The organism is Microbulbifer variabilis, assembly GCF_056232115.1.
In genome coordinates, this window is the sequence record NZ_CP174325.1 from 4,394,709 (window position 1) to 4,418,429 (window position 23,721).

Genomic DNA, 23,721 nt, shown 5'->3' on the forward strand with positions numbered 1-23,721 from the left:
TTGTTTTCATAAACAATGTAGCAGCTTATGAAGAGGCGGGTGTTAGGATTGCGTGAAGCTTAATTCTGTATATAATCCCAGCAACTGTATATAAATACAGAAAAGCTAGGTAAATCTATGACCAATCTCACCGCACGCCAGGCTCAGGTATTAGAGCTCATCAAAGCCTATCTCGATGATACTGGCTACCCTCCCACTCGAGCGGAAATCGCTCAGGAACTGGGGTTCCGCTCACCAAATGCAGCAGAAGAGCACCTGAAAGCACTGGCGCGAAAAGGGGCCATTGAGATGGTTGCCGGCGCCTCACGTGGAATTCGTATCCCCGATCACCAGTCGGGGCTTCCCATTATCGGGCGTGTAGCCGCAGGCAACCCAATTCTTGCTACAGAGCATATTGAGGATTACTGCGACCTTCCTGCCAGCTTCTTTCACCCCCCTGCAGACTTCCTATTGCGGGTTCATGGAATGAGTATGCGCGATGCGGGGATTCTGGATGGGGATTTGCTTGCAGTACAGAAAACTGAGCAAGTCAGGAATGGACAGATTGTCGTAGCGAGAATTGACGAGGAAGTAACTGTTAAGCGTTTCCGCCGTAAAGGTAATCAAGCGACTGTTCAACTGCTGCCAGAGAATGAAGACTTTGAAACTATCCAGGTGGATATGCGGGATAAGAACTTTGTGATCGAAGGCTTGGCAGTAGGCGTCATTCGTCAAACACCATAACCTGTATTTATCTCAAAGCTAAAACAACAACAGCGGCCAATGGCCGCTGTTGAATCATATCTCTGTTAACCATTCAATCAATGGATAGTATGGCTAACCGGCATCGACTCATCTTCTTCTTCAAAGTAACCAGGCTCCAGATCATCCAAATTCTGTACAGTTTCTATACCTGCTTCCAGCATTGCACGCGCAACAGCCACTTTGTGTTTTCTCAGGAATTGTAGACTCTCAGCTGAGAAATGAATACTCACCAGAGGGTCCTCCTTGTGACCAGCACGACGCAATGCCACATCGCCATTGGCCAGCTCAATAATTTCGAAAGTTTCGGAGGACATTCGCTTTTCCTTCACTGCACATCAGTTTGCGCACAGTGTACCACAGGCAAATTAGAAGTATCAGGGGCCTAAAAGCTGAGAAACATGGTACGAAAGTACCTGCGACTAACACTCTTCCAGATTGGCCCGCTGCCTACGAATCAACTCAACCATAGATTTATGCCATTGCGTGAGCCCTTGAACGGTAATTGTTACCGGTTCCCGACCAACATTATGTATCGGTATCAAATTGGGCGCTTCGCGCTTAACCTCAGTATTTGACGGCAATGACAATAGCAAAGTCCAGGCTTGCAGCAGCTGATTTAGCCAACTATCGGGCTGCTCATTCAATTGCTGTAACTCTTTCACCTCATTACTGGCCCTGCCCTGAGTCTCAAGGCTGTCAGCTATCATCTGAAGGGACTCCGGCTCAAAACCCAGCTGCAGCTGATGCGAAAGCTCAACAAGAAAAGCTCTGTATGCTTTCCAGAGCTGCAACACAACCGCCTCCTCAAGTGCGGCACTTTGCAGCGGTGACACATCACTGGTCAGCTGCAGTAACAGCTGGGCTTTGCGCAGAGCCGAGGCAACCTGCCCTGTAAAAGGATTACTCATTTACTTTTTTGCAGCTATTTTTTTACGCACTGGCTTGCGCTTCGCTGTGGTAGCCTTACTGCCGGCCTCAACCTGCCAATTACCATCGCGGTAGAAGGCTCGCCACCCCGTTGCCTTGCCCTCCTCCTCAGACTGTACATACTGCTCTTGGGTCTTGCGGCTAAAACGAATTACTGTATCCCGTCCCTGATCATCCTCAACAGGAGCAGAGAACAGAAAAGTGTATTTAGGATCAATCTCACTCTTATGCGGGAGCAACTCCCTCACCAGTGGTGCGCGAGTTTCACGATTTTTAGGGAACTGGCTGGCAGCAAGGAACAAACCCGAAGCCCCATCACGCAGGATATAGTGATCCTCCACTTTTAAGCAGGCCAACTCTGGCATAGATACCGGATCCATTTTCGGGGGAGCCGGTTGGCCATTTTTCAAAAGCTTACGGGTATTCTTACAAGCTTCATTGGTACAACCGAAGTATTTTCCAAAGCGACCGGACTTTAGCTGCATATCACTGCCGCATTTATCACACTCGATAATTGGGCCATCATAACCCTTGATTTTGAAAGTTCCCTGCTCCACTTCATAGCCACTGCAATCCGGATTGTTACCACAGATATGCAGCTTGCGGTGTTCATCGACAAGGTAACTATCCATCGCTGTACCACATATGGCACAACGGCGCTTCTCACGCAGCAGCCGGGATTCTGCTTCTTCATCTTTATCTGCATCCACCGCTTCATCACCAGAAACCAGATTCATGGTATTGGTGCAACGCTCCTTGGGTGGTAAAGCATAACCGGAGCACCCCAGGAAAACTCCTGTGGAGCCGGTTCGAATCTGCATATGGCGGCCGCACTTTGAGCACTCAATGTCCGTATCTGTCGGGGTATTGCGGCGCATGCCCTCGTCAGTTGACTGTGCCTTCTCAAGGCGCGAGGAAAAGTCCTGATAAAACTCATCAAGTAACTGTTTCCAACCCTTATCTCCATCGGCCACCGCATCCAAGGATTCCTCAAGATTCGCGGTAAACCCATAATCCATCAGGTTCTTGAAGCTCTCACTAAGGCGATCGGTAACGATATCGCCCATTTTTTCTGCATAAAAGCGACGGTTCTCCAACCGTACATATCCGCGATCCTGGATGGTGGAGATAATCGAAGCATACGTAGAGGGGCGGCCAATACCACGTTTTTCCAGCTCTTTTACCAGGGCTGCTTCGCTGAAACGGGCTGGGGGCTTGGTGAAGTGCTGTTTCGGGTCCAGCTTTTCCAAAGCCAACTTATCCCCGACCTTCACATCCGGCAACACAAGGTCTTCGTCTTTTTTGCCAGCGGGAGGAGCCACTTTAAGGAAGCCATCAAAGCGAATAACACGGCCTCGTGCGCGAAGCTCAAACTCCCCTGCTGTCACCACTATCGAGGTGGAGGTAAATTGAGCGGGTGTCATCTGGCAAGCAACAAACTGTTGCCAAATCAGGTTATAGAGTCGCTCCGCATCCCGTTCAGCTCCGGAAAGCATATTTGGCGCAATACGAACATCAGATGGACGAATTGCCTCGTGAGCTTCCTGGGCACCTTCCTTGCTGCTGTAGCTGTTCGGTGTGTCAGGAAGATACTTACCACCGTAATTTTCACCAATATATTCACGCGCCGATTCAACCGCCTCCTTACTGAGGTTGGTTGAATCAGTACGCATATAGGTGATGTGGCCGGCTTCATACAAGCGCTGGGCCAAGGTCATGGTCTTTTTGACACTAAAGCCCAGGCGATTACTCGCAGCCTGCTGCAGTGTCGAAGTAATAAAGGGAGCGCCAGGCTTGGAACTGGTTGGCTTATCATCACGACCACTGACTACAAACTCACTGGATTGCAGCTTCTGCGCAGCACTACTGGCATCAGTCTCGTTAGTGGGACGGAATACCTCGCCAGCCTGTTTTTTTACTTCAAGGCGCAGTTTGTTTGCTTTATGTGTCGCCGTATCTGCAAATAGGGTCCAATACTCTTCAGGAATAAATGCACGAATTTCACGTTCACGCTCAACTACCAAGCGCACAGCAACAGACTGTACGCGTCCAGCGGAGAGCCCCCGCGCTACCTTTTCCCAAAGCAGGGGCGACACCATATACCCAACTATACGATCGAGAAAGCGGCGAGCTTGCTGGGCATTAACCCGGTTGATATTTAAACGCCCAGGGTCTTTAAAAGCCTCCTGGATTGCCGACTTGGTAATCTCATTAAAAACTACACGTCGGTAGCGATCATCATTGCCGCCTATCGCCTCGCGCAAATGCCAGGCAATAGCCTCCCCTTCGCGATCCAAATCCGTCGCGAGGTAGATGTGGTCGGCACTCTCAGCAAGCTTCTGCAGCTCACTTACGACTTTTTCTTTGCCCGGTAGAATCTCATAGTGCGCCTGCCAACCGTGATCGGGATCGATGCCCATACGCTTGATAAGCTGCTCGCGGTTTTTCTTGCGCTTGTAAGCTTCCTTTGCCTCAGGGGAGAGCTTGCGAGTTTCAGCTGCACGCCGCGCACGCTCCTTCGCGTCTACGGGTTGCTTGTTACCCCCACCGGTTGGCAAATCGCGAATATGACCGACACTGGACTTCACAACGAAGTCCTTACCGAGGTATTTGTTGATCGTTTTCGCTTTGGCCGGTGATTCGACGATGACCAGTGATTTACCCATAAGCCTTTGATTTCAAATGAAAATTTTACTGCTATCCGAAGCCTTTCAGGTCCCTTCATCGGACCTGTGCTGCGCGAATATATAAGCCTCACTTCCTGCGGGGTCAAGCAAAGCTGACAATTTTCCGTACCAAGTCAGGATTAATTGCCCCTCAAAACCACTTGTGAGAGTGCCTTCCGACGCCAAATTTCGGCAGCCGTACCCCCCTTGAAGACCTAGTCTTCCGGGAGTTTTATCTGGCTCACTTTACGTATTGCTTCTTCTATATGGGGGGTGTATTCCGCCAAAGAGGTAGAGAGCTTTTCAAAGGCTTTATCACCTCCATTTTCACTCCACTGCACCCCCAATCCGATATCTGTAGCAATAACTGCATAGCTTCCGGAGGGTATCGCGTCGAGTAATTTGTGCAGATATTTCCATGCCGCCTTGGGTGCAGCACGACCATTACTCCAATCCCAACTCCCGGCAAAGTTCAGCTCATGCTCCACCCGCTGGCGCTGGAGGGTCCAACCAATTTGCAACCTCTTGCGGTCATTCCACCGGTAGTAATAAACCGCAGCAGTGCCTTTATCAAGCGCGGGGGGAAGTGCCTGGATCTGCACTGTAATCCCCTTCTGCGCCGCTCGACCGCGCAGATCAGCCAAGCGGGAGTCACGTTGATTGGGTTTTAGCCACATCACCGGCCCCAATACCAGCGCGATGGCAAAGCCAATAATAATCACCGGCAACCACTGGGACATAACGGCTCCTTAGAGGTAGAAATAAATGACTATTGTGCGGTGCCTTGTGTGATCTATGTCAATCAGTTTTTTTTACGGTAGACTGAAAATGTCTGTCGAAAAGTGCACCCAAAGAGCACGTATAAGGGACAGGAGTAAAAATTATGGCGAAATACCAACAAATTTTGGTTGGACTGGACCTCTCGGAGGAATCCTCCCAAGTACTGGATAAGGCCGCCGCACTGGCCGGAGCATTTGGAGCTGAGCTCAGTTTGGTTCATGCCATTGAGCCGCTGACTTTTGCCTATGGCGGGGATATCCCCATGGACCTGTCTGAAGTTCAGGACCAACTTCAAAGCCAAGCCAAGGAACAGCTACAAAAAGCCGCACAACCGCTCAACATTCCCTCCGAAAGACAGCATGTGATCCTGGGACAACCCTCGACTGAAATTCACCGCCTAGCCAAAGACCTGGAAGCTGACTTGATTATTATCGGCAGCCACGGCCGCCATGGGCTAGCACTCTTACTTGGCTCAACCGCTAACGGGGTTTTGCATGGTGCCAAGTGCGATGTGCTGGCTGTAAGAGTGCATATAGATGACGAGTAATTAAATAATGGGCTGTATCAAAAACAGCCCATTCCCTCGCTTATTCTTCACCACCTTCAAGTTCAGACCAACGCTCAAAAGCAGCTTCCAGCTCCGATTGCTTCTCTGCGAGCAAGTTGAGGCGCGCCTGAACCAGGGTTTGCTCCTGTTGATAAAATTGAGGTTCGGCCACCTCCATCTCAATAGCGCTAATTTCATCTTCAAGCTGGTCAATCAGAGCGGGCAGGCTATCCAACTCCCGTTGTAATTTATAACTCAGCTTCTTTTTCTTTGCTGGCGCCTTTTCCCTTACTGCAGACTTCGAGTCGGTCTCTACTGGCTTTGTCTCTTGTTTATCTACTTTTGCATCCGCCGCAAAATTGCCTCCCTGACGAATAAAATCTCCATAGCCACCCACATATTCACAAATTCGCCCATCACCTTCAAAAGCCAGGCAGGAATTCACCACATTATCCAGGAAAGCACGATCATGGCTCACCAGTAACACGGTACCACTGAACTCCAGCAACAACTTCTCCAGCAGCTCCAGGGTTTCTACATCCAAATCATTGGTAGGCTCATCAAGTACCAAGATATTGGCAGGCTGGCTAAACAATTTTGCAAGAAGGGCTCGATTACGCTCTCCTCCACTTAAAGCGCCAACCTTTGTTCTGGCCTTAACCCCACTAAAGAGAAAATCCGACAAGTAGGACATAACGTGACGACTTTTGCCGCCAACAGTTACGGAGTCCCGTCCCTCAGCAATGTTATCCAATACCGTAAGTTCAGGGTTGAGCTGATCACGGCGCTGATCAAAGTAAGCCACCTGTTGCTTGGTACCCAGGCGTACATGACCGGATTGCGGTTTCAAATCCCCTAGCAACACGCGAATCAAGGTACTCTTGCCGACACCATTGGGGCCGATCAAGCCGACTTTATCACCCCTCAACAGGGTGAAGGAGAGATCCTGAATCAGGGAGGGCTCACCTGGGTAAGCAAAGGAAACATCGGTTAACTCCGCCACCAGCTTGCCGGACATCTCCCCACTATCCAGGGACATCCGGGCAATACCCTGCTGGCTCCGGCGCGCCTCTCGTTGACGCCTCAGTGCTTGCAGAGCACGGACACGCCCCTCATTACGGGTTCGACGCGCCTTGATACCCTGGCGAATCCAAGCTTCCTCTTGAGCAAGCTTCTTGTCGAACAGGGCATCGTTTCTCGCTTCCTCTTCCAGGAGCTTCTCCTTTTCTTCCTGGTATCGCTCAAACTGACAGCGAAATACACGAAGGTGACCACGGTCCAGATCCCATACTGCACTGGAAAGCCTCTGCGCCAGCGCCCGATCATGGCTGACGAAAAGCAGGGCGCCTCGATAGTTGGCCAGGAATCCTTCAAGCCACTCCACCGCAGCAATATCCAGATGGTTAGTGGGTTCATCCAAAATCAGTAAATCGGGTTCAGTCACCAGTGCTCGGGCCAGGGCTGCACGACGCTGCCACCCCCCCGAGAGGTCTGCTACCCGCTCATCTGCTGAAAGGCCCAAACGATCCAGGACACTGTCAATACGTGGTAATAGGTCCCATCCGTGGCCAGCTTCTATGCGCCCTTGCAATTCAGCAGTGGGGGTATCACGATAATCAGCCAACACTGTACCTATTTCACCCAACCCCTTAGCAACATAGCTGTAAACGGAGTCAGTACAGCCCACCGGCAACTCCTGCTCCAATGTCGCCATTACCATACCACTGGCCCGGACGATTTCTCCGCCATCAGGGTCCACCTGCCCCGCTATCAATCGTAACAGGCTAGACTTTCCCTCCCCATTTCGGCCCACTAAACAAATGCGATCACCTCGCTCAATTTTTGCACTGACGTTGTCGGCAAGTACTTGGGTCCCATAGCGGAGACTAACCCCATCCAAAAGAAGCAACATAATTAGGCACTACAATTAACAAACCCGGAAAATGGATCCGCAAGATGAAATACGCGAAACTGTTATTACGGGTCCTGTGGAAAATCCGCTATTTTACGCTTTTTTACCGAGCCGTCTCGCAAACTTGCAAGGGCGCAAATTTTAACAGGGTAACTTTGATGACAGCCGACACAAAGCAATTGACCCTACTCATCTCACTTTTACTTGTTTGGAGCTTCCTTGCTATTCCAGTATCTGCTTTGACCGAAGTCCGTGAACAGGGGCGGGAGAAGGGATCAACTGAGCTACCGGTGGTCATTGCCAACCAGCGTGAGAAGCTGCGTAGCGCCCGGCTTGCGATCAAGCACAACAACCAGCATCAGCTACGAGAGTTGAAAAACCAACTAAAAAACTATCCGCTGGCTCCGTATCTTGAATATTGGGCCATCAGCAGAAAGTTACGCCAACTGCCCTTAAAAGAAATTGACCAATTTCTGACCGAAAATGAAAGCAGCGCTATAGGTGACTGGATGCGGGTCAGGCTACTTAAAGAGCTTGGCAAACAACGCAAATTTGACACTTTCTTAAACTACTACGAACCTGAGAAAAATAATCGCGCCAGTCTGCGCTGTTATTACGCCGATGCTCTAAGCCGTAACGGCAGCAAGGAAGAGGCCTACCGTCTTGTAGGAGAACTTTGGCTGGTTGGGCACTCCCAAGCTAAGGAGTGTGACCCAGTCTTTACCCGCTGGATACGAGATGGGGGCCTCACTCAGGATATGGCCTGGAAACGCCACCTACTCGCGATTAAAGAGGGGAACTTGCCGCTTGCAGCCTATATCTCCAGGAAGATGGAGGATTCCTATAGCCGCAAAGCAGCGCTATTACGCGAAGTGCACAAGTCCCCCAAACACTTGCTCAACTATTCCAAATTTCTAGGCAACCCAAAGCAAAATAAAGATATTATCCTGCACGGTTTACTCAGGTTGGCCCGCAAAGATGCAGCAAGCGCTGAACAAGCTTGGCAGCGCTACAGTGCCAGCCTTCTGTTCAGTGATGCGGAACAGAATGACATGCTCCGTCACTTGGCGCGTCAATATGCACGTCAAGAGGATATGCCCGGCCTGTTACGCCTGACAAAAAGACACACGATCAACGATAATCGCTCTATCGAGTGGCTAGCGCGGCAGTCGCTACGGGAGCTGGACTGGGAACAAGTCGCATTCTGGATCGACAGACTACCTCAAGAAACTCAACAGCATGACCGCTGGCTCTACTGGAAAGCCCGCTCATTGGATGAGCTCTATGGCAAAGAGCGATCAGAGGCTTCCTCAGTCCTATACCGCAAAGCCGCGCGGGAACGCAGCTATTATGGTTTTCTCGCCGCCGATGCTCTGGGACAGAATTACAGCTTCGTTCACCGTCCCGCCCCAATCACACCAGTGCAAGTAAAAGAGATGGCTAATCGCCCCGGCCTACAGCGTGCCCGCGAGTTACAAGCTATTGGTGAACTCTTTCACGCGCGCAGGGAGTGGAGTTATGCCACTAGAGCCATGAGTCATGAAGAGCTACTTGCAGCCGGCAAGGTCGCCAGTGCCTGGGGCTGGTATCACAAATCCATACAGTCAGTACTCGCGGCCGACTACTTAGATGACCTGGAATTGCGCTTCCCCCTGGCCTTTGCGGATATAGTGCGCGATGTCAGTGCCCAGATTGGTCAACAAAGCACGCCACTTGAGCCTTACATGATCTATGCAGTTGCACGCCAGGAGAGCCATTTTAGCCACGATGCAAAATCCAATTCCGGCGCCCTGGGACTAATGCAGTTACTCCCCTCCACCGCCCGTGCCACAGCACGGCGTGCCGGAGTGCGTTACCGTCGCAGTTGGGATTTACTGAGCCCCAGTACCAATATTGCTTTGGGTAGTTTTTACCTGAGCACCTTGCTCAACCGATTTGATAATAATCGATTTCTCGCTGCCGCTGCCTATAATGCGGGACCAACCCGGGTAGCGAAATGGCTGAAAGAAACCCGCAAACGCCTGCCTCACGATGTCTGGATTGAAACTATCCCCTACAGTGAAACGCGCAACTACGTACAAAATGTACTGGCTTATACGGTAATTTACGCTTATCGCAGCGGTACCAAATTGCAACTACTCAGGGAGAACGAGTCCCGGACCAAACTCTGATTAAATTAAGCGTTGCGCTAGCCACTCATCCAGTTGAGACTGGCTGAATGGCCAAGCGCGTACATCATCAGGGTTGCCAAGGCCAACGACTGGAATTGACAAACGAAATCGCTCAAAGAGTTCATCATCATCGGCGATATCAACCTCCTTCAGTCGCAACCCATACTGTTTAAGCAAAGGCCAAATTTCCAACTTGGCCTTTTCGCACAAGGTGCAACCAAGGGTGGTATAAAGCATCAACTCAGCAGATGCACTCATCAGATAACCCCCTGGGTTTTCGCCCAATAATAAGCAGCCGCACTCGCTACCGATAATAAAATCAGGCCCAAAAATCGAATACCTGGCCTGCGATCGGTCTCATTACTTATGGGAATATCTTGCAGTTCACCGCCCGGAGTAACAAAAGAGGGCTGGGTAACATCTACAGCCTCCGAACCGCCAGAGGGCATTGCAACAGGCTTCATGATCTCCATTTCCGGGAGGGCCGGACGCACTGCAGTCCGATCAATATCATCTGTGGGCCCTACTACAGAAAAACTGAGGGTATCAAAGCGCAGATCATCGCCTCTGCGCACACGACACTCTGTGATTCTTCGGTTGTTAACATAAGTCCCATTCGCCGAACCAAGGTCGACAACAAACAGTAACCCCTCCCGCACTTCCAAACGAGCGTGGCGACGTGATAAATGGGATAGTGAAAAGGCGATATCGCACTCATCCGAGCGGCCAATAACCGAGCTGTCTTTCACCGGGAAAACCTTACCGGCAATAGCTCGGTGATTCGCCCGCAATGCCCAGGCCACATTTTTAGCCCCAGCAGATTTAAGCTTAGTCACTTTGGGGTCAATAATTTTAAGTATACGGGTACCAACTGTGATTTGATCATCAAGTTTTAACCGGCAAGCAGCCTCTATAGGTTTGCCGTTGACCAGAACCCGGGAGCCTCCAGAAGTGTTGCCGAGAGTTAATTGCTCTCCCTTTACCACGATTTTCAAGTGCAGCTTCGCTACGGAGTCGTCAGCAATAGAAAAGTCACAGCCTTGATCACGTCCTACAGTTACTCCAGGTGAAACCAGCCAAACACTCTGGCTCGGGTCTTTTACATCACAAAGTTTGAGCATTGTTATCGCTCCTCAGCCCGAAATAGACATTAAAAAATAGGCGCTATCCCAGTAAAATTGCTTTAAAACGAGGCACTGTAAGCAACTGTAATAAGCCCTTTTTAGAGTTGCTAATGATTTTAACATGGGCGATATCATTAGCGTGTGATTGGGTTTGCAGCTTACTGCGGCACAAAAGTCTAGTATTCAGCCAATACAGGGATGACCATTGTCGCTGTCACAGGTGTGGTTATTTAAAGTACACTTGCAGCATCATATGAAAGAGATAGTCGGCCTTAGAGCTGGCCATCACCATCGATCGAATTGAGAATACATTACAGGTAGTTGCACGCCAGTGAGTGAAGCCAAAGTACGCGAAGTATCGCGGCAAAGCGAAGTAGTTCAGCGCACACCAGGCACTATACGTAGTGCAGGCTCCACCCATCCTGGCTACCGGCGTGAACAGAATGAAGATGCCTACTGGGCAGATGAGCAGAAAGGCATTTGGGTTGTTGCTGATGGCCTCGGCGGCCATCATGCTGGAGAGCTTGCCAGTAAAACTGTCGTAGAGGAAATTGCCCAGTCCGCATCTACCGACCGCCACTACGAACGAGCGTTGCAGAAAGCCCACGCCCTACTCCTAGGCGACGAACATAGTACCGCCAATATGGGATCGACTGCTGTTGTTCTCGCCGAGGAAGGAGATTACTTTCATATTTACTGGGTAGGCGATAGTCGCGCCTATTTATGGACGCCAAATGAGCAAAATGGTGAGTTCAGCCAGTTAACCAGTGACCACTCCTATGTCCAGATGCTCATGGACTCAGGCGCAATAAATTCTGAAGAAGCAGCTAATCATCCTAACCGCCATGTAATCACACGATGTATCGGTGGCAGTACTAACCCCAAATTAGAAGTAGATCGAGTTTCCTATCGCTGGGCCGCGGGTCAAAAACTACTCCTCTGCAGCGATGGCCTGAGCTCGGAAGTGGCAAATGAGAAGATTACACGAATCATCGCAGAGAATACCGATAATCAACGGATAGTAGATCTTCTTATCAGCGCCGCCCTTGACGCTGGTGGCAAAGACAACATAACCGTACAAATTATAGACGCCCCTCCCCAAGCCCCCACTTTCATAACGAACCCCAACATTCTCCCAGAGGATTTCGACCAAGCCCGTGAAGTGGAGGCAAACAAGAAAAAAATCTGGCAAATTCTGTCAGTCTTACTTATTGCTGCGGGAACCATTGTTACCCTGGCAATTGGGCTTCCCCACCTGATGTGACTGAGCAGCAGCACATAATGGAAGCCATTAATGGCGGCAACTCGCCGCTGCAAATACCTGGCTATCGAATCGTCAGAAAAATAAATCAGGGCGGTATGTCCACAGTGTATTTGGCGATCCAACGTAGCGTAGGACGCCAGGTGGCCCTGAAGGTTATGTCACCGGTTTTGAATGCCGACCCCATTTTTAGCGAGCGCTTTCAGCGAGAAGCCAACATTGTCGGGCAACTGTCTCACCCCAATATTGTTGGCATTCACGATATCGGCCGCTATCGCAGTCTCAACTATATCGCCATGGATTATATGCCAGGCGGTTCAGTATCCGAACGACTTGCAAAAGGTCCACTGGATCCGCTGGAGGCCCTAAATGTCGTGCGACAGATCGCTATGGCATTAGACCACTCCCATAGCAAAGGCTACGTGCATCGGGATCTCAAGCCAGAGAATATCCTGTTTCGGGAGGACGGCTCTGCAGTACTGAGCGATTTCGGAGTAGCACGGGCTGTGGCTCACACCACTCGTATGACCAATAGCGGCATGGTGGTGGGAACACCCTATTATATGAGCCCAGAGCAGGCCCGCGGTGCTGCTATCGACGGCCGTGCAGACTTGTACAGTCTCGGTATAGTTTTTTACGAAATGTTAACCGGTGCAGTACCTTACCAAGCTGAAGAAGCCGTGGCCATTGCTATCAAGCACCTCACCGACCCTATTCCCAAATTGCCGGCGCGCCACGCGCTGTACCAACCGTTAATTGAACAATTCCTCGCTAAAGACCCCAGTAGACGATTTCAACGCGGGTTGGATGTGGCAGATGCCTCAGACCAATTGGTTGCTACGCTTGCTGGCAAACCAGGCCACCAAATTAGCCAATTGAATAATGCTTCCCTCGGCGTATCCAGCCTGGCTCGCGCCCTGCTACTCACTTTATTCAGCAGCCTCGGTGATCGTTTAACCAGCCTATTGCAAACCAAATCAGATCCAGAGAGTACAAACCCAGGGCGCACAGAGCAGGATACTCTGGTACGCCTACGTCAGCTACTCAGTGAACCTAACAGGCATAGACGCCCCTGGCTTATGAGCGGAGTCCTCACTGCTTCCCTGATTATCTTTTTGGGTATTTTCAGTCTGATCAGCGCTAATACCCATTGGCGAACTGGGTTGCCATTTTTAGATGAGGCCGGCGATTTCTCAGCCAATCTCCTCGGAATCAATACTCTCGGAGACCAAAACACTAGCTTCGCCGAAAACGACACTGCCGAATCGGCAAGGGGGATCATCCTGCCTACCGATTCACCCTCCCCGTCAGCAAGCTTTAGCCAGGAGCCGCACGGAACAAATCAAGTTTCGAAAACCTCCACGTCAGAGGCTTCCAGTGCATTAATTTTACCTGAGGGACCAGAAAACACTTTTACTGAAGAAGTACCACGCGAAAAACAAAACCCAAAATCTTTCGCTCTTAATGTCAATACAATTCCCACGGATACGCGTATTCGTATCATGAACATTGCTCCGCGCTATGAGCCGGGAATTCAGCTGGAACCAGGAAGATATGACCTGGAAATAAGTAAAAAAGGATTTACCAGGGTTCGCCGCTGGATCGAAATTGAGGATCGGGATATTGCACTATCGATAAAACTCAATAAAGCCTACTTTGCTGGCAAAAAAATTCGCTCCAATTTATCTTCAGGGGGCCAGGGCCCCAAAATGGTGGTTGTAGGCGCAGGCAGCTTTACTATGGGCAGCAATCGATATAGTTTCAGTAGCCCTGCTCACCAAGTGAAAATTGAAAAAGCATTTGCCATATCCACTCATGAAATTACCTTCGACGAGTATGATCGCTTTGCGCTTGCCACCGGTAACGCCCAACCAAATGATACTGGCTGGGGTCGCAAAGGCAGGCCGGTTATCAATGTGAGTTGGCAAGATGCCCAGAGATATGTCGAATGGCTATCCAGGGAGACAGGACTTAAATACCGGTTAGCCTCCGAAGCTGAATGGGAGTATGCAGCAAGAGGTAACAGCACTCAGCCACTCTGGTGGGGGAGCAGTGATGCACGCGGTAAGGCTAATTGTCGACGTGGTTGCAATAGCGAATTCAATAACCTGTTTAGTGCGAAAACAGGGCCAACAGGCCACTACCAGGCCAATCCATTTGGATTATTTGACACGGCAGGCAATGTTGCAGAATGGGTTCAGGACTGTTACCAACCTGGCTACGATATAAATCAGAACAGCGCCCGCCCACTGGAAATGGCCAATTGCAAGCTACGCAGTGTTCGCGGGGGATCAATGCGTGATCCGGCAAACAAAATTGGAGCAGATTACCGCAAGGGGCTTAATGACCACAGCCGCAACAAAGATGTTGGCATTCGAGTGGTAATGGAACTCAACTGAATAAATACCCTAAGAAATAAAAAAGCCCGAGTGATTTTCTCTCTCGGGCTTTAAGTAAAATTAGACCTTCACTGGCCACCTGCTACTGGTGTGCAGACCGAATCTCCCACACATTATGAATCTTCGGATTTCTTTGGAAATCCTTATCCAGCAACTGCAGGCACTTAACAGAAAAGTCCCTGATTACATCCTCATCCATCCTAAAACTGCGCAGGTTATTAGAAAAAACCAAGGTTCCCCCCGGTGCCAGTAAAGCCATACATTGGCGTACCAGCTTCCCGTGGTCGCGCTGGACATCCAATACTCCACGCATCTTGGCAGAATTAGAGAAACTCGGGGGGTCAAGGAAGATAAGGTCGTAGTGTCCTTTACGATTTTGCTGTGCTGACATCAGCCACTGCAAGCAGTCCGCCTCTACCAGTTGGTGTTTGTAGGGGTCCATATTATTCGCACGGAAATTACGCGCAGCCCAGGCTTGATATGTTCTAGACATATCCACACTAGTACTCTGCACACAGCCCCCCCTGGCTGCCTGTACAGTCGCACTGGCGGTGTAGCAGAACAAATTTAAAAACTTCTTACCAGAGGCTAGTTCACGCAGATACTTGCGCACAGGACGATGATCGAGGAACAGCCCAGTATCGAGATAGCTCCACAAGTCGACTTCAAACTCTGCACCATACTCTCGCACCCACAGAGTAGTTCCCGCTTTTGCCTGCTTCTGGTACTGGCCACCTCCCTTTTGTCCACTCTTGTGACTATGGCGACGTCTCTCTTTGATACTGATATTTGCACGGGGCAACTCCAGAACACACTGAACAGCTCGAAGCAAATCACGCAGTCGATTACGGGCTTTTCCTTCATCAATACTGGCCGGAGGGCGATACTCCTGAAGGTGCGCATACAGAGTTCCATCTATGGTTTTGTACAAATCCACCGCCGCTGAATACTCAGGTAAATCTGCATCGTAAAGGCGGTAGCAATCAACACCATTTCTGTTTGCCCATTTGCCGGTAGTTCGCAGATTTTTACGCAGGCGGTTGGCCACCATTTCAGCTTCGACGGACAGCTTACGCGCCCTGTCAGTCGCTTGGCCCGATTCACTCTGCTGGTGTACTTGGAATAGCAATAATTGGCTGGGGATACTGCCGTTATATAGCTGGTAATGTTTATGAGAACGCAACCCGGTGGAGTAGCCCAATTCGGGATTACCAGTGAAAACACCAACCTGCCAACCGGCAAATTCCGACTTTAGTTGGCGGCCCAGCTCCGCATAAGTTTCGCGCAGGGCCTCTTGCTCACCCAGGCGCTCGCCATAGGGCGGGTTGGTCAGCACCAAACCGGGTTTAACCTCTCGATGGCTTGGCACCTTAAAGGATCCTACAGGGCGACAGCTAACCCTAACCTGGCGCTCAAGGCCCGCCCGGTCGATGTTAGCTTCGGCAGCAAATAGCACCTTCGCATCCGCATCATAGCCACGAATCTCCGGCAGTTTCTTTTCCATGCCTGCGGCGCGGCGCTGTAGTGCTTCCTCCCGCAGGTTATTCCAGATATCACTTTGATGATTGAGCCAACGCTCAAAACCAAAGCTCTCTCGAAAGAGCCCTGGAGCGATATCTGCCGCAATCATGGCTGCCTCAATCAGAATGGTGCCAGAACCACACATTGGATCCAGCAGCGCTCCCCCATCAGCTGCGATCTGAGGCCATCGAGAACGCAAAAGCAACGCCGCAGCCAGGTTTTCCTTCAAGGGTGCCGCGCCAATATGGGTTCTATAACCTCTTTTGTGCAAGCTATCACCACTGAGATCGACAGCAATATCTAACCTGTCGCGGTTGAGACGTAAAGCCACCGTGAGATCTGGATGATGTTTATCAATTGTTGGTCTGGCACCAGTCTGGTTACGCAGGCGATCGACAATGGCATCCTTGGTCTTTTGTGCGCCAAACTGGCTATTGCGAATCTCACGGTTTGTCCCCGAAAACTGCAGCCAAAGCTTGCCAGACGGCCGGATATGTTGTTCCCAGGGCTGTGCAGCAACGGCCCGATACAAGTCATCTGCACTGCTGATACGAACTTGCTCCAGTTGCAACAAAATACGATTCGCCAGGCGACTCCAGAGGCAACAACGATAGGCTACCTCAAGAGAGCCAGAGAAATGCACTGCCGCAGGCTGCTCCCGCCTGATATCAGCACCTAGAGTGCGCAATTCCTCGACAAGTAAGCTCTCCAAGCCTTTGGGACAAGTCGCAGTAAACTGAAATTCTTCCATATGAGGGTCTGTCAAAACTATTACTCAATTAACCCCTGCAAAATGGGGGATTTCGCACCTGTAGGTGCCAATTTGAAAAAGAGGTTGCGCAGCCATCAGAAAATTGGGGTCACCTTCCTCTCAGCTATTTAAAATCGCCACCTTTCTGGCGCGATTATCCCATTTTGGCTCGGCTCCGCCTACGCCAGGCTCCTCCTGGAACACAGTGTCCATTTAGTCATATGATTTTTTATGCCCAAATTAATACCACTCACAGGTTACTGAGTCAGATTTTCCGATCGCCCCACCTTCACAGTATTCTTGGAATGTGGAGGAGTGACAGGAATCGTACGTGGCTGCCCGAAGGAAAGATTCACTAGACTCAAAATATTGATGCAATAAAACTGTAACGAGCATCCATCACGCCGCGTAGCAATCCGAACATCTACAAGCAGAGGTGCCGTATTGATGAGACGCCAAAAACGCAATCACGCCGACAGGGCCTTCTACAAGGGTTATTTGGCCGCCCTAAACAATAAGTCCATTGACAGCTGCCCTTTTGTCGAAAGCGATCCCCATCAGGAATGGGTAAACGGCTGGCGTGAAGGGCGGGAAGACTACTGGAACGGCTTTGATAGGATTACAAAGGCGCAAAAATTGGAGATCTATGGCGCTATTTCCACCGATATTCAGTATCCCGATGGGTGGAGTACTATTTAGAACACATAACCTGAGCGTTTATCTACAAAACCAAGCCCAAAATAGATAGTGCGCCTCTATGCAGGCGCGCTAAACATTTGCTCACCACCCAGCTCAATCAGAATTTCTCAGGCTGGGCGCTTCGACCTCTAATCATCTTCCGAGCGACGGCGGCGCTCCAACGCAATAGCCTCCACTGCCTCACGAATCAGCCTAGGCCCACGGTAAATAAATCCGGTATATACCTGTACAGCTGTAGCCCCAGCGCGAATTTTCTCAGCAGCACTATCCCCATCGAAAATGCCACCAACACCAATAATTGGTATCTGCTTTTCCAAGGCCTCGGATAGCTGGGCAATCACCTGGGTGGAACGCTGCTGCAGTGGCTTGCCACTAAGTCCCCCCTCCTCCGTACCATGCGGCAGATTGGAAACCAATGATTTATCGATAGTCGTATTGGTCGCGATTACACCGTCAATGCTGTATTCACACAGCGCTTCGGCAATCTGCGCAATGGCATCACCATCCATATCCGGAGCAATCTTCACAGCCACCGGCACATAGCGGTCACTCTTTTGAGCTAACTGCATCTGCTTGTCTTTGATACTTCCCAGTAACCGGTTGAGGCTGTCGCCAAACTGCAGGTCGCGCAGTCCCTTGGTATTGGGAGAGGATACATTGGCAGTAATGTAATCGGCATAGCGATAGACTTTCTCCATGCACAGACAGTAGTCATCTGCGGCCTTCTCCACCGGTGTATCGAAGTTCTTGCCCACATTGATACCCAGTACACCTTTGTAGCGGCGATGTTTTACACGCTCGATCAGGTAATCAACGCCAAGGTTATTGAACCCCATGCGATTAATAATGGCGTCAGCCTCTTCTACTCGGAACAATCGCGGTAGAGGGTTGCCGGGCTGTGGCCGCGGAGTCACAGTACCCACCTCTACAAAACCAAAGCCCAAAGCCCCCAATCCGTTGAAAGCCTGCGCATTCTTGTCCAGACCTGCGGCCAGTCCCACAGGGTTGGGCAGGGTCAACCCCATCAGCTCTACCGGATCGTGCGCTATCGGCTTCTTAAACAGGGACATTAAGCCGAGGCGCTCGGCGGCACCGATCGCATCCAATGAGAGGTGGTGGGCCCGCTCAGGGTCGAGCGCAAACAAAGCTTTACGCAGAGTCGAATACATACCTTTCCTTAAATAGGAGCCAGCCCCACCCACCAGATGGCAACAAGTGGAGCCATGTGTTTTAGCATACAAACGAGAGGCCACCCAAGGGTGGCCTCTCAGCAAGCCTGGCTAGCTTACTCTGCCAGATCTTCGCGATCAGCAGTGGCATGGGCGAGGTACATTAACTCGCGCAGGGCCACGGTGAACATCGCAAAGTCACTGACAGCGGAAGCCTTCAACTCGGCAATCATATTGTGCCAACGCTGAATAGCTGGCGCCATGATAGCGCTCCAGCGCGACATTGCACTATCTACATCCAATTTCTCATCGCCGGCCAAGCGCATAATGTTCACTGCCAGCGTCGAGAGTTGGCTATCCAGATCATCCATACTGGTTTCCCTGGCCTGTGCCTGCCAGAAACTATCCACCGGCAAATCCACGATCAGATTACCAAACCAGTGCAAATTCAACTCATCAGAGAGCCTGAAATAGACAGTGGCCACCTCTTCTACCGGTCTCTCGCTGGCGCGGGCCGATTCGGAAATACCGAGGGCTGAGTACAGATAAGTGGGTGATGCCGACAATAGCGCCAAAGATTCTGGTACCCCTGCTTCCAGCAGCTTCTGGTAACGCTGCTCCCATTCGGTGAGAGGGTCGCCGCTCAAGACTTTCGGCAAAGCCTTGATTACCCGCTGCACCGACTCCTGGAACAACTCGCAGTTTTGTGCCGGCTCCAGCTCACTGCGACGATTGCGCAGGAACCAGCGCGTAGCGCGTCGAACCCGACCGATCATTGAATTCAGCAGTTCAGTTTGCAGCTCAGCGGGCACTTTGTAATCCAGTTCCGCCAGCTGCTCCTGAAACTCCGGCATTTTGTAGACATCGCGGGCACTGACATAAGCTGCTGCAACATCATTTACATCTGCGCCGGTAGCCGTACTGATGCGGTTATAAAAGGTAATACCCATACTGTTGACCAGTTCGTTGGCCACCTGGGTGGATACTATCTGGCGCAAGAGTGGATGCTCGTAAACCTGCTCTTTATAGCGCTTAACCAGCTCTGCCGGGAAGGCGGACTCTACAGCTTCGCGCACGCGGGGGTTGTCGGTAATCTCTGCGCCTTGCAATTCCTCTTTGAGCTTCACCTTCACGTAGGAGATCAATACCGACAGTTCTGGCCTTGTTAGGGTCTGCCCTTTGTGCACGCGTTCAGAAATCTGTTCATTGTCAGGGATAAACTCCAATGCGCGATTCAGACGGCCATCATCCTCAAGCGTGTTAATCGTGCGGCGATATTCATCCAAGCGCATGGAAACCTGGTACTCAGCCACGCTCAAGGCTCGAGTCTGATCATAGTTATTGTGCAGCACAAGATCGCTCACAGAGTCAGTCATGCCATGCAGCAACTGGTTTCGCTGTTTGTCGGTCAGGTCTCCACTAGCCACAACCTTATCGAGCAGAATCTTGATATTCACTTCGTGGTCCGAGCAGTCCACGCCGGCAGCATTGTCAATAAAGTCGGTATTACAGCGACCACCATTAAGCGCAAATTCAATTCGCCCGCGTTGGGTCATACCCAAATTACCGCCCTCACCAAAGACCTTGGCACGCAGCTCAAGACCATTCACGCGCAAGTGGTCATTGGACTTGTCCCCAACTTCTGCATCTGATTCGGTAGCTGCTTTAACATAAGTGCCAATACCACCGTTCCAGATTAAATCTACCGGTGCTCGCAGCAGCGCACTAATCAACTCATTGGGTGTAAGTTGATCTTCTTTAATATCGAAGGCTTCCTTCATCTCCGGAGAAATCTTGATTGCCTTTACACGGCGCTCAAAGATACCGCCACCTTTTGAGATCAGGTCACGGTTATAATCGCGCCAACTTGAGCGCGGCAAATCAAATAAGCGCTTGCGCTCTTCAAAACTCGAGGCGGCATCCGGGCTTGGGTCAATAAAAATATGCATGTGGTTGAAAGCGGCTTTCAGGCGAATATGTTCAGACAGCAACATGCCATTACCGAACACATCCCCTCCCATATCACCGATTCCCACTACGGAAAAGTCCTCTCGCTGGACATCCACTCCCATTTCACGGAAGTGTCTCTGTACCGACACCCAGGCACCCCGGGCGGTGATTCCCATTTTCTTATGGTCATACCCCTGGCTACCACCTGAGGCAAAGGCATCGCCCAACCAAAAGCCATAATCCTCAGCGATGCTATTGGCAATATCAGAGAAAGTTGCAGTTCCCTTATCAGCAGCCACGACCAGGTAAGGATCATCCTCGTCTCGGCGCACCACCAGCTTAGGCGGCACTATCTCACCATCTTTCAGGTTATCGGTAATATCCAATAATCCACGGATAAATGTTTTGTAGCAGGCAATACCCTCTTCCATCAGAGCTTCGCGACTGCCGTCCGCCGGCGGACGACGCATCACAAAGCCTCCCTTCGCTCCGCTGGGCACAATCACTGCATTTTTTACTGCCTGGGCTTTAACCAGCCCTAGCACTTCTGTACGGAAATCTTCCAAGCGATCCGACCAGCGCAGGCCACCGCGTGCCACCTTACTGCCACGTAGATGCACCCCCTCTACCCTCGGCGAGTAGACAAAAATTTCAAATTCAGGACGTGGCTCCGGGATACCGGGAATATCCCGCGGGCTGAATTTAATTGAGATGTAATCTTTAGGCTCACCCTCTGCGTCAGTCTGGAAGAAGTTGGTACGCAAAGTCGCAAGTATCAGCTCCAGATAGCGGCGCAACACCAGGTCTTCATTCAGGTTTTCGACACTATCGAGATTGTCGTGAATCTTGCTAATCAAACGCTCAACCCGTGTCTGCTCCTGCTTGCCTGTGCTGAGTCGCGGATCAAACAGGGCACGGAAAAGAGCTACCAGGTTACGGGTGATTTCCACGTGGCTGGCAAGAGTCGCGGCAATATAACTCTGACTGGCACTGGATTTGGTCTGCTTGAGGTAGCGAGCGTAAGCTCTCAGCATGGATACTTCGCGCCAGTTCAAACGCGCGGCAAGTACCAGGCGATTAAAGGCATCACTCTCGGCGGTATGATTCCAAATAGCGGCAAAGGCGTCCTGGAATAAACCCCGGGATGCCTGTGCATCAATCTTGGTGGGCAAACCGAACTCCAGGTGGAATTCGTGCATCCATACATCGGTCCCACCACAGGGACGAATGGTATAGGGGAATTCACCAATTACCCTTAAGCCGAGGTTCTCCAACACAGGGATTACATCGGAAAGAGTGAGGCCGCTACCCCAGTTAAACACTTTAAAACGCAGGCTGCCCTGGGCCGCACCAACCGGCTGGTAAAAACTCATTGCCACCCGATTATTTTCACTGAGCCCTTGGATCGCAGCTACATCCTGTACGGCAATTCGCGGCTCAAAATCCTCGCGGTAGCCAGCGGGGAAGGCACGGCCAAAGATGCGGAAAAGACGATTGCCCTCTTCCTCACCGCTGCTGTCAATAAGTGATCTCTGAAATACATCTTCCCAGGAGCGGGTTATATCCACAATCTGCGCCTCCAACAGCGCCACATCTATATCTACAGGCTCATCGGGTGAAACACGGAAAACAAAGTGCACCCGGGCGAGAATCGACTCGGAGAAAAAGGTAGTGAAGTCTGAATCCTTGGCCTTGATCGCCTTGGCAATATGGGAGCAAATCAGTTCACGTACACTACTGCTGAACTGCTCCCGCGGTACATACACTGTTGCAGTGACAAATTTGCCGAATGGATCGCGACGCATAAACAAGCGGATATGCGCGCGTTCATTTAAGCTCAGCACCCCCATGACTACATCGAATAACTCCTGGGTACTGCCCTGGAACAATTCATCGCGGGGAAAAGTATCCAGAATCCTACGCAGTGCCTTACCGTCGTGACCATGACCGGAAAGACCACTGGACTCAATCATAGAAGCCATCTTGCGGCGTATAATCGGTATTTTCGCCGGGCTTTCAGTGTAAACCGGAGAGGTATAGAGCCCCATAAAGGCAGACTCTCCAATCACCTCACCTTCAGCGTTATAGCGTTTGACCATCACATAGTCAGAATAAGCACTGCGATGCACTCGGGATTTAACTGAGGACTTGGCAAAAGTTAAGTAGTTGGGGCCTTGATAAAAGCGCTGCTTACCTTCGCTAAACGCTGTCTCAGGCATGGGGGCTGCAGCTTCTTCCAACTTTTTGAAAATCCCCAGGCGGCGATCTTCCACCTCGCTGAGAATTTTCTTATCACCTACCTGGCTAAACTCATATTCCCGATACCCAAGAAACGTGAAGTTGCCATCTCGCATCCATTGCATGAAGGCACAAGCCTCCAGCAAATTAGTTTCATCTTCGGATAGCCCCGCACGCAACTGGCCCTCCATCGCACTACAGGTCTCGAGCATTGGCGCGTAATCATCGACCACCAGCTCTACATCGCCAAGTATATCCTTTAATGCCGACGACAAACTGGAGGCAAACTCTGTTGAGGTATCATGATTTACCTCAATATAAATCAGCGCCTCATTGAGCAACTTAGAGCCCTTGGCGGGTTTGTGCTCTTTTCCTGAAACGTGCTCATAAGAGAGATCGAGAGATTCATCGCGGGGCGGAAGCAAGTGCTTCAATTTACCGCCGGCATTGCGCTCAAGATGCAAGACTGTGCTCTTGATCGAGTGAATAACCGTATTTCTTTGGTTGACCTCCATACGTACCGAGTCAACCAGAAATGGCATATCTCGTACAAGGATGCCAATCACCGTATGTGAACACTCCCAGCCATCATCCTCCAGACGCGGATTGAAGATACGCACCTTAGGTAAATCATCTGAGCGCTGCTGAATAAAGTTCCACCAGGAATAGATGCAACCGTAAACATCCACCAAGCGCCGGCCTTCCAGGTCCTCCAGTGGATACTGGTGCAGGAACTGCTGCGCAAAAGCCACAACAGGCTCCGCTTCACTCGCCAGCTTGTCACGAATCAGCTCACAAATTTGTGCCACCAATTCCTCACGGCTATCGGTAATCACCGTCGCCATATTCACGGGGAACCTCC

At 50.8% G+C, this 23,721-nt stretch carries 16 protein-coding genes; 6 read left to right on the top strand and 10 right to left on the bottom strand.

Translation table 11 applies throughout. The annotated features are described in order from the left end of the window. The first annotated feature begins 117 nt into the window (after positions 1-117). Positions 118-723, top strand: coding sequence for a transcriptional repressor LexA (gene lexA, locus ACJJI7_RS19540; protein WP_026305064.1), 606 nt, complete (start codon positions 118-120; stop codon positions 721-723). A 77-nt stretch (positions 724-800) separates the two neighbouring features. Here the strand turns inward: lexA and ACJJI7_RS19545 are convergent, their stop codons facing one another. The 4 genes from ACJJI7_RS19545 to ACJJI7_RS19560 form a co-directional block, all read right to left on the bottom strand. Next, the gene (locus ACJJI7_RS19545; protein ID WP_282953262.1) at positions 801-1,058 is read right to left on the bottom strand and encodes a hypothetical protein; all 258 of its coding nucleotides are present in this window, start codon (positions 1,056-1,058) and stop codon (positions 801-803) included. A 105-nt stretch (positions 1,059-1,163) separates the two neighbouring features. Then, positions 1,164-1,652, bottom strand: coding sequence for a DUF6586 family protein (locus ACJJI7_RS19550; protein ID WP_020413101.1), 489 nt, complete (start codon positions 1,650-1,652; stop codon positions 1,164-1,166). Then, positions 1,653-4,337 carry a type I DNA topoisomerase gene (gene topA, locus ACJJI7_RS19555; RefSeq protein ID WP_444901443.1) on the bottom strand — a complete coding sequence of 895 codons (2,685 nt, stop codon included), beginning with the start codon at positions 4,335-4,337 and terminating at the stop codon, positions 1,653-1,655. It lies immediately after the preceding gene. Positions 4,338-4,552: 215 nt separating this feature from the next. Beyond that, a complete protein-coding gene (locus ACJJI7_RS19560; protein ID WP_020413103.1) occupies positions 4,553-5,077 on the bottom strand; it encodes a hypothetical protein in 525 nt (174 codons plus the stop codon). Between the two features lie 143 nt (positions 5,078-5,220). Between ACJJI7_RS19560 and ACJJI7_RS19565 the strand changes: the two genes are divergently transcribed. After that, positions 5,221-5,664 (top strand): universal stress protein, encoded by a 444-nt coding sequence (locus ACJJI7_RS19565; RefSeq protein ID WP_020413104.1) that lies wholly within the window; start codon positions 5,221-5,223, stop codon positions 5,662-5,664. A 40-nt stretch (positions 5,665-5,704) separates the two neighbouring features. Here the strand turns inward: ACJJI7_RS19565 and ACJJI7_RS19570 are convergent, their stop codons facing one another. Next, on the bottom strand, positions 5,705-7,576 hold the full coding sequence (locus ACJJI7_RS19570; RefSeq protein ID WP_444901442.1) for an ATP-binding cassette domain-containing protein: 1,872 nt from the start codon (positions 7,574-7,576) through the stop codon (positions 5,705-5,707). Between the two features lie 158 nt (positions 7,577-7,734). Here ACJJI7_RS19570 and ACJJI7_RS19575 point away from each other — a divergent pair, with 158 nt between their 5' ends. Then, a complete protein-coding gene (locus ACJJI7_RS19575) occupies positions 7,735-9,747 on the top strand; it encodes a transglycosylase SLT domain-containing protein (protein WP_444901441.1) in 2,013 nt (670 codons plus the stop codon). Here ACJJI7_RS19575 and ACJJI7_RS19580 read toward each other — a convergent pair whose 3' ends face one another. After that, positions 9,748-10,005: a glutaredoxin family protein gene (locus ACJJI7_RS19580; RefSeq protein ID WP_020413107.1), complete on the bottom strand. Its 258-nt coding sequence runs from the start codon at positions 10,003-10,005 to the stop codon at positions 9,748-9,750. It abuts the gene before it with no gap. Beyond that, positions 10,005-10,868, bottom strand: a complete 864-nt coding sequence (locus tag ACJJI7_RS19585; protein ID WP_444901440.1) for an FHA domain-containing protein — start codon at positions 10,866-10,868, stop codon at positions 10,005-10,007. Before ACJJI7_RS19585 ends, ACJJI7_RS19580 begins: the two co-directional genes overlap by 1 nt. A gap of 334 nt (positions 10,869-11,202) precedes the next feature. On the opposite strand from ACJJI7_RS19585, the gene ACJJI7_RS19590 reads away from it, so the two are divergent. Both ACJJI7_RS19590 and ACJJI7_RS19595 read left to right on the top strand, forming a co-directional pair. After that, the gene (locus tag ACJJI7_RS19590) at positions 11,203-12,135 is read left to right on the top strand and encodes a PP2C family protein-serine/threonine phosphatase (protein ID WP_282953257.1); all 933 of its coding nucleotides are present in this window, start codon (positions 11,203-11,205) and stop codon (positions 12,133-12,135) included. A 17-nt stretch (positions 12,136-12,152) separates the two neighbouring features. Further along, positions 12,153-14,531, top strand: a complete 2,379-nt coding sequence (locus ACJJI7_RS19595) for a bifunctional serine/threonine-protein kinase/formylglycine-generating enzyme family protein (RefSeq protein WP_444901439.1) — start codon at positions 12,153-12,155, stop codon at positions 14,529-14,531. Between the two features lie 82 nt (positions 14,532-14,613). Here ACJJI7_RS19595 and rlmKL read toward each other — a convergent pair whose 3' ends face one another. Further along, positions 14,614-16,803, bottom strand: a complete 2,190-nt coding sequence (gene rlmKL / locus ACJJI7_RS19600; protein ID WP_444901438.1) for a bifunctional 23S rRNA (guanine(2069)-N(7))-methyltransferase RlmK/23S rRNA (guanine(2445)-N(2))-methyltransferase RlmL — start codon at positions 16,801-16,803, stop codon at positions 14,614-14,616. A gap of 447 nt (positions 16,804-17,250) precedes the next feature. On the opposite strand from rlmKL, the gene rmf reads away from it, so the two are divergent. After that, complete coding sequence (rmf, locus tag ACJJI7_RS19605; RefSeq protein WP_020413112.1) at positions 17,251-17,502, top strand: ribosome modulation factor; 252 nt, start codon at positions 17,251-17,253, stop codon at positions 17,500-17,502. Positions 17,503-17,630: 128 nt separating this feature from the next. On the opposite strand, the gene ACJJI7_RS19610 is transcribed toward rmf, so the two are convergent. Beyond that, the gene (locus tag ACJJI7_RS19610) at positions 17,631-18,671 is read right to left on the bottom strand and encodes a quinone-dependent dihydroorotate dehydrogenase (protein ID WP_020413113.1); all 1,041 of its coding nucleotides are present in this window, start codon (positions 18,669-18,671) and stop codon (positions 17,631-17,633) included. Between the two features lie 116 nt (positions 18,672-18,787). Further along, positions 18,788-23,704 carry an NAD-glutamate dehydrogenase gene (locus ACJJI7_RS19615; RefSeq protein WP_444902633.1) on the bottom strand — a complete coding sequence of 1,639 codons (4,917 nt, stop codon included), beginning with the start codon at positions 23,702-23,704 and terminating at the stop codon, positions 18,788-18,790. Positions 23,705-23,721 lie beyond the last annotated feature (17 nt).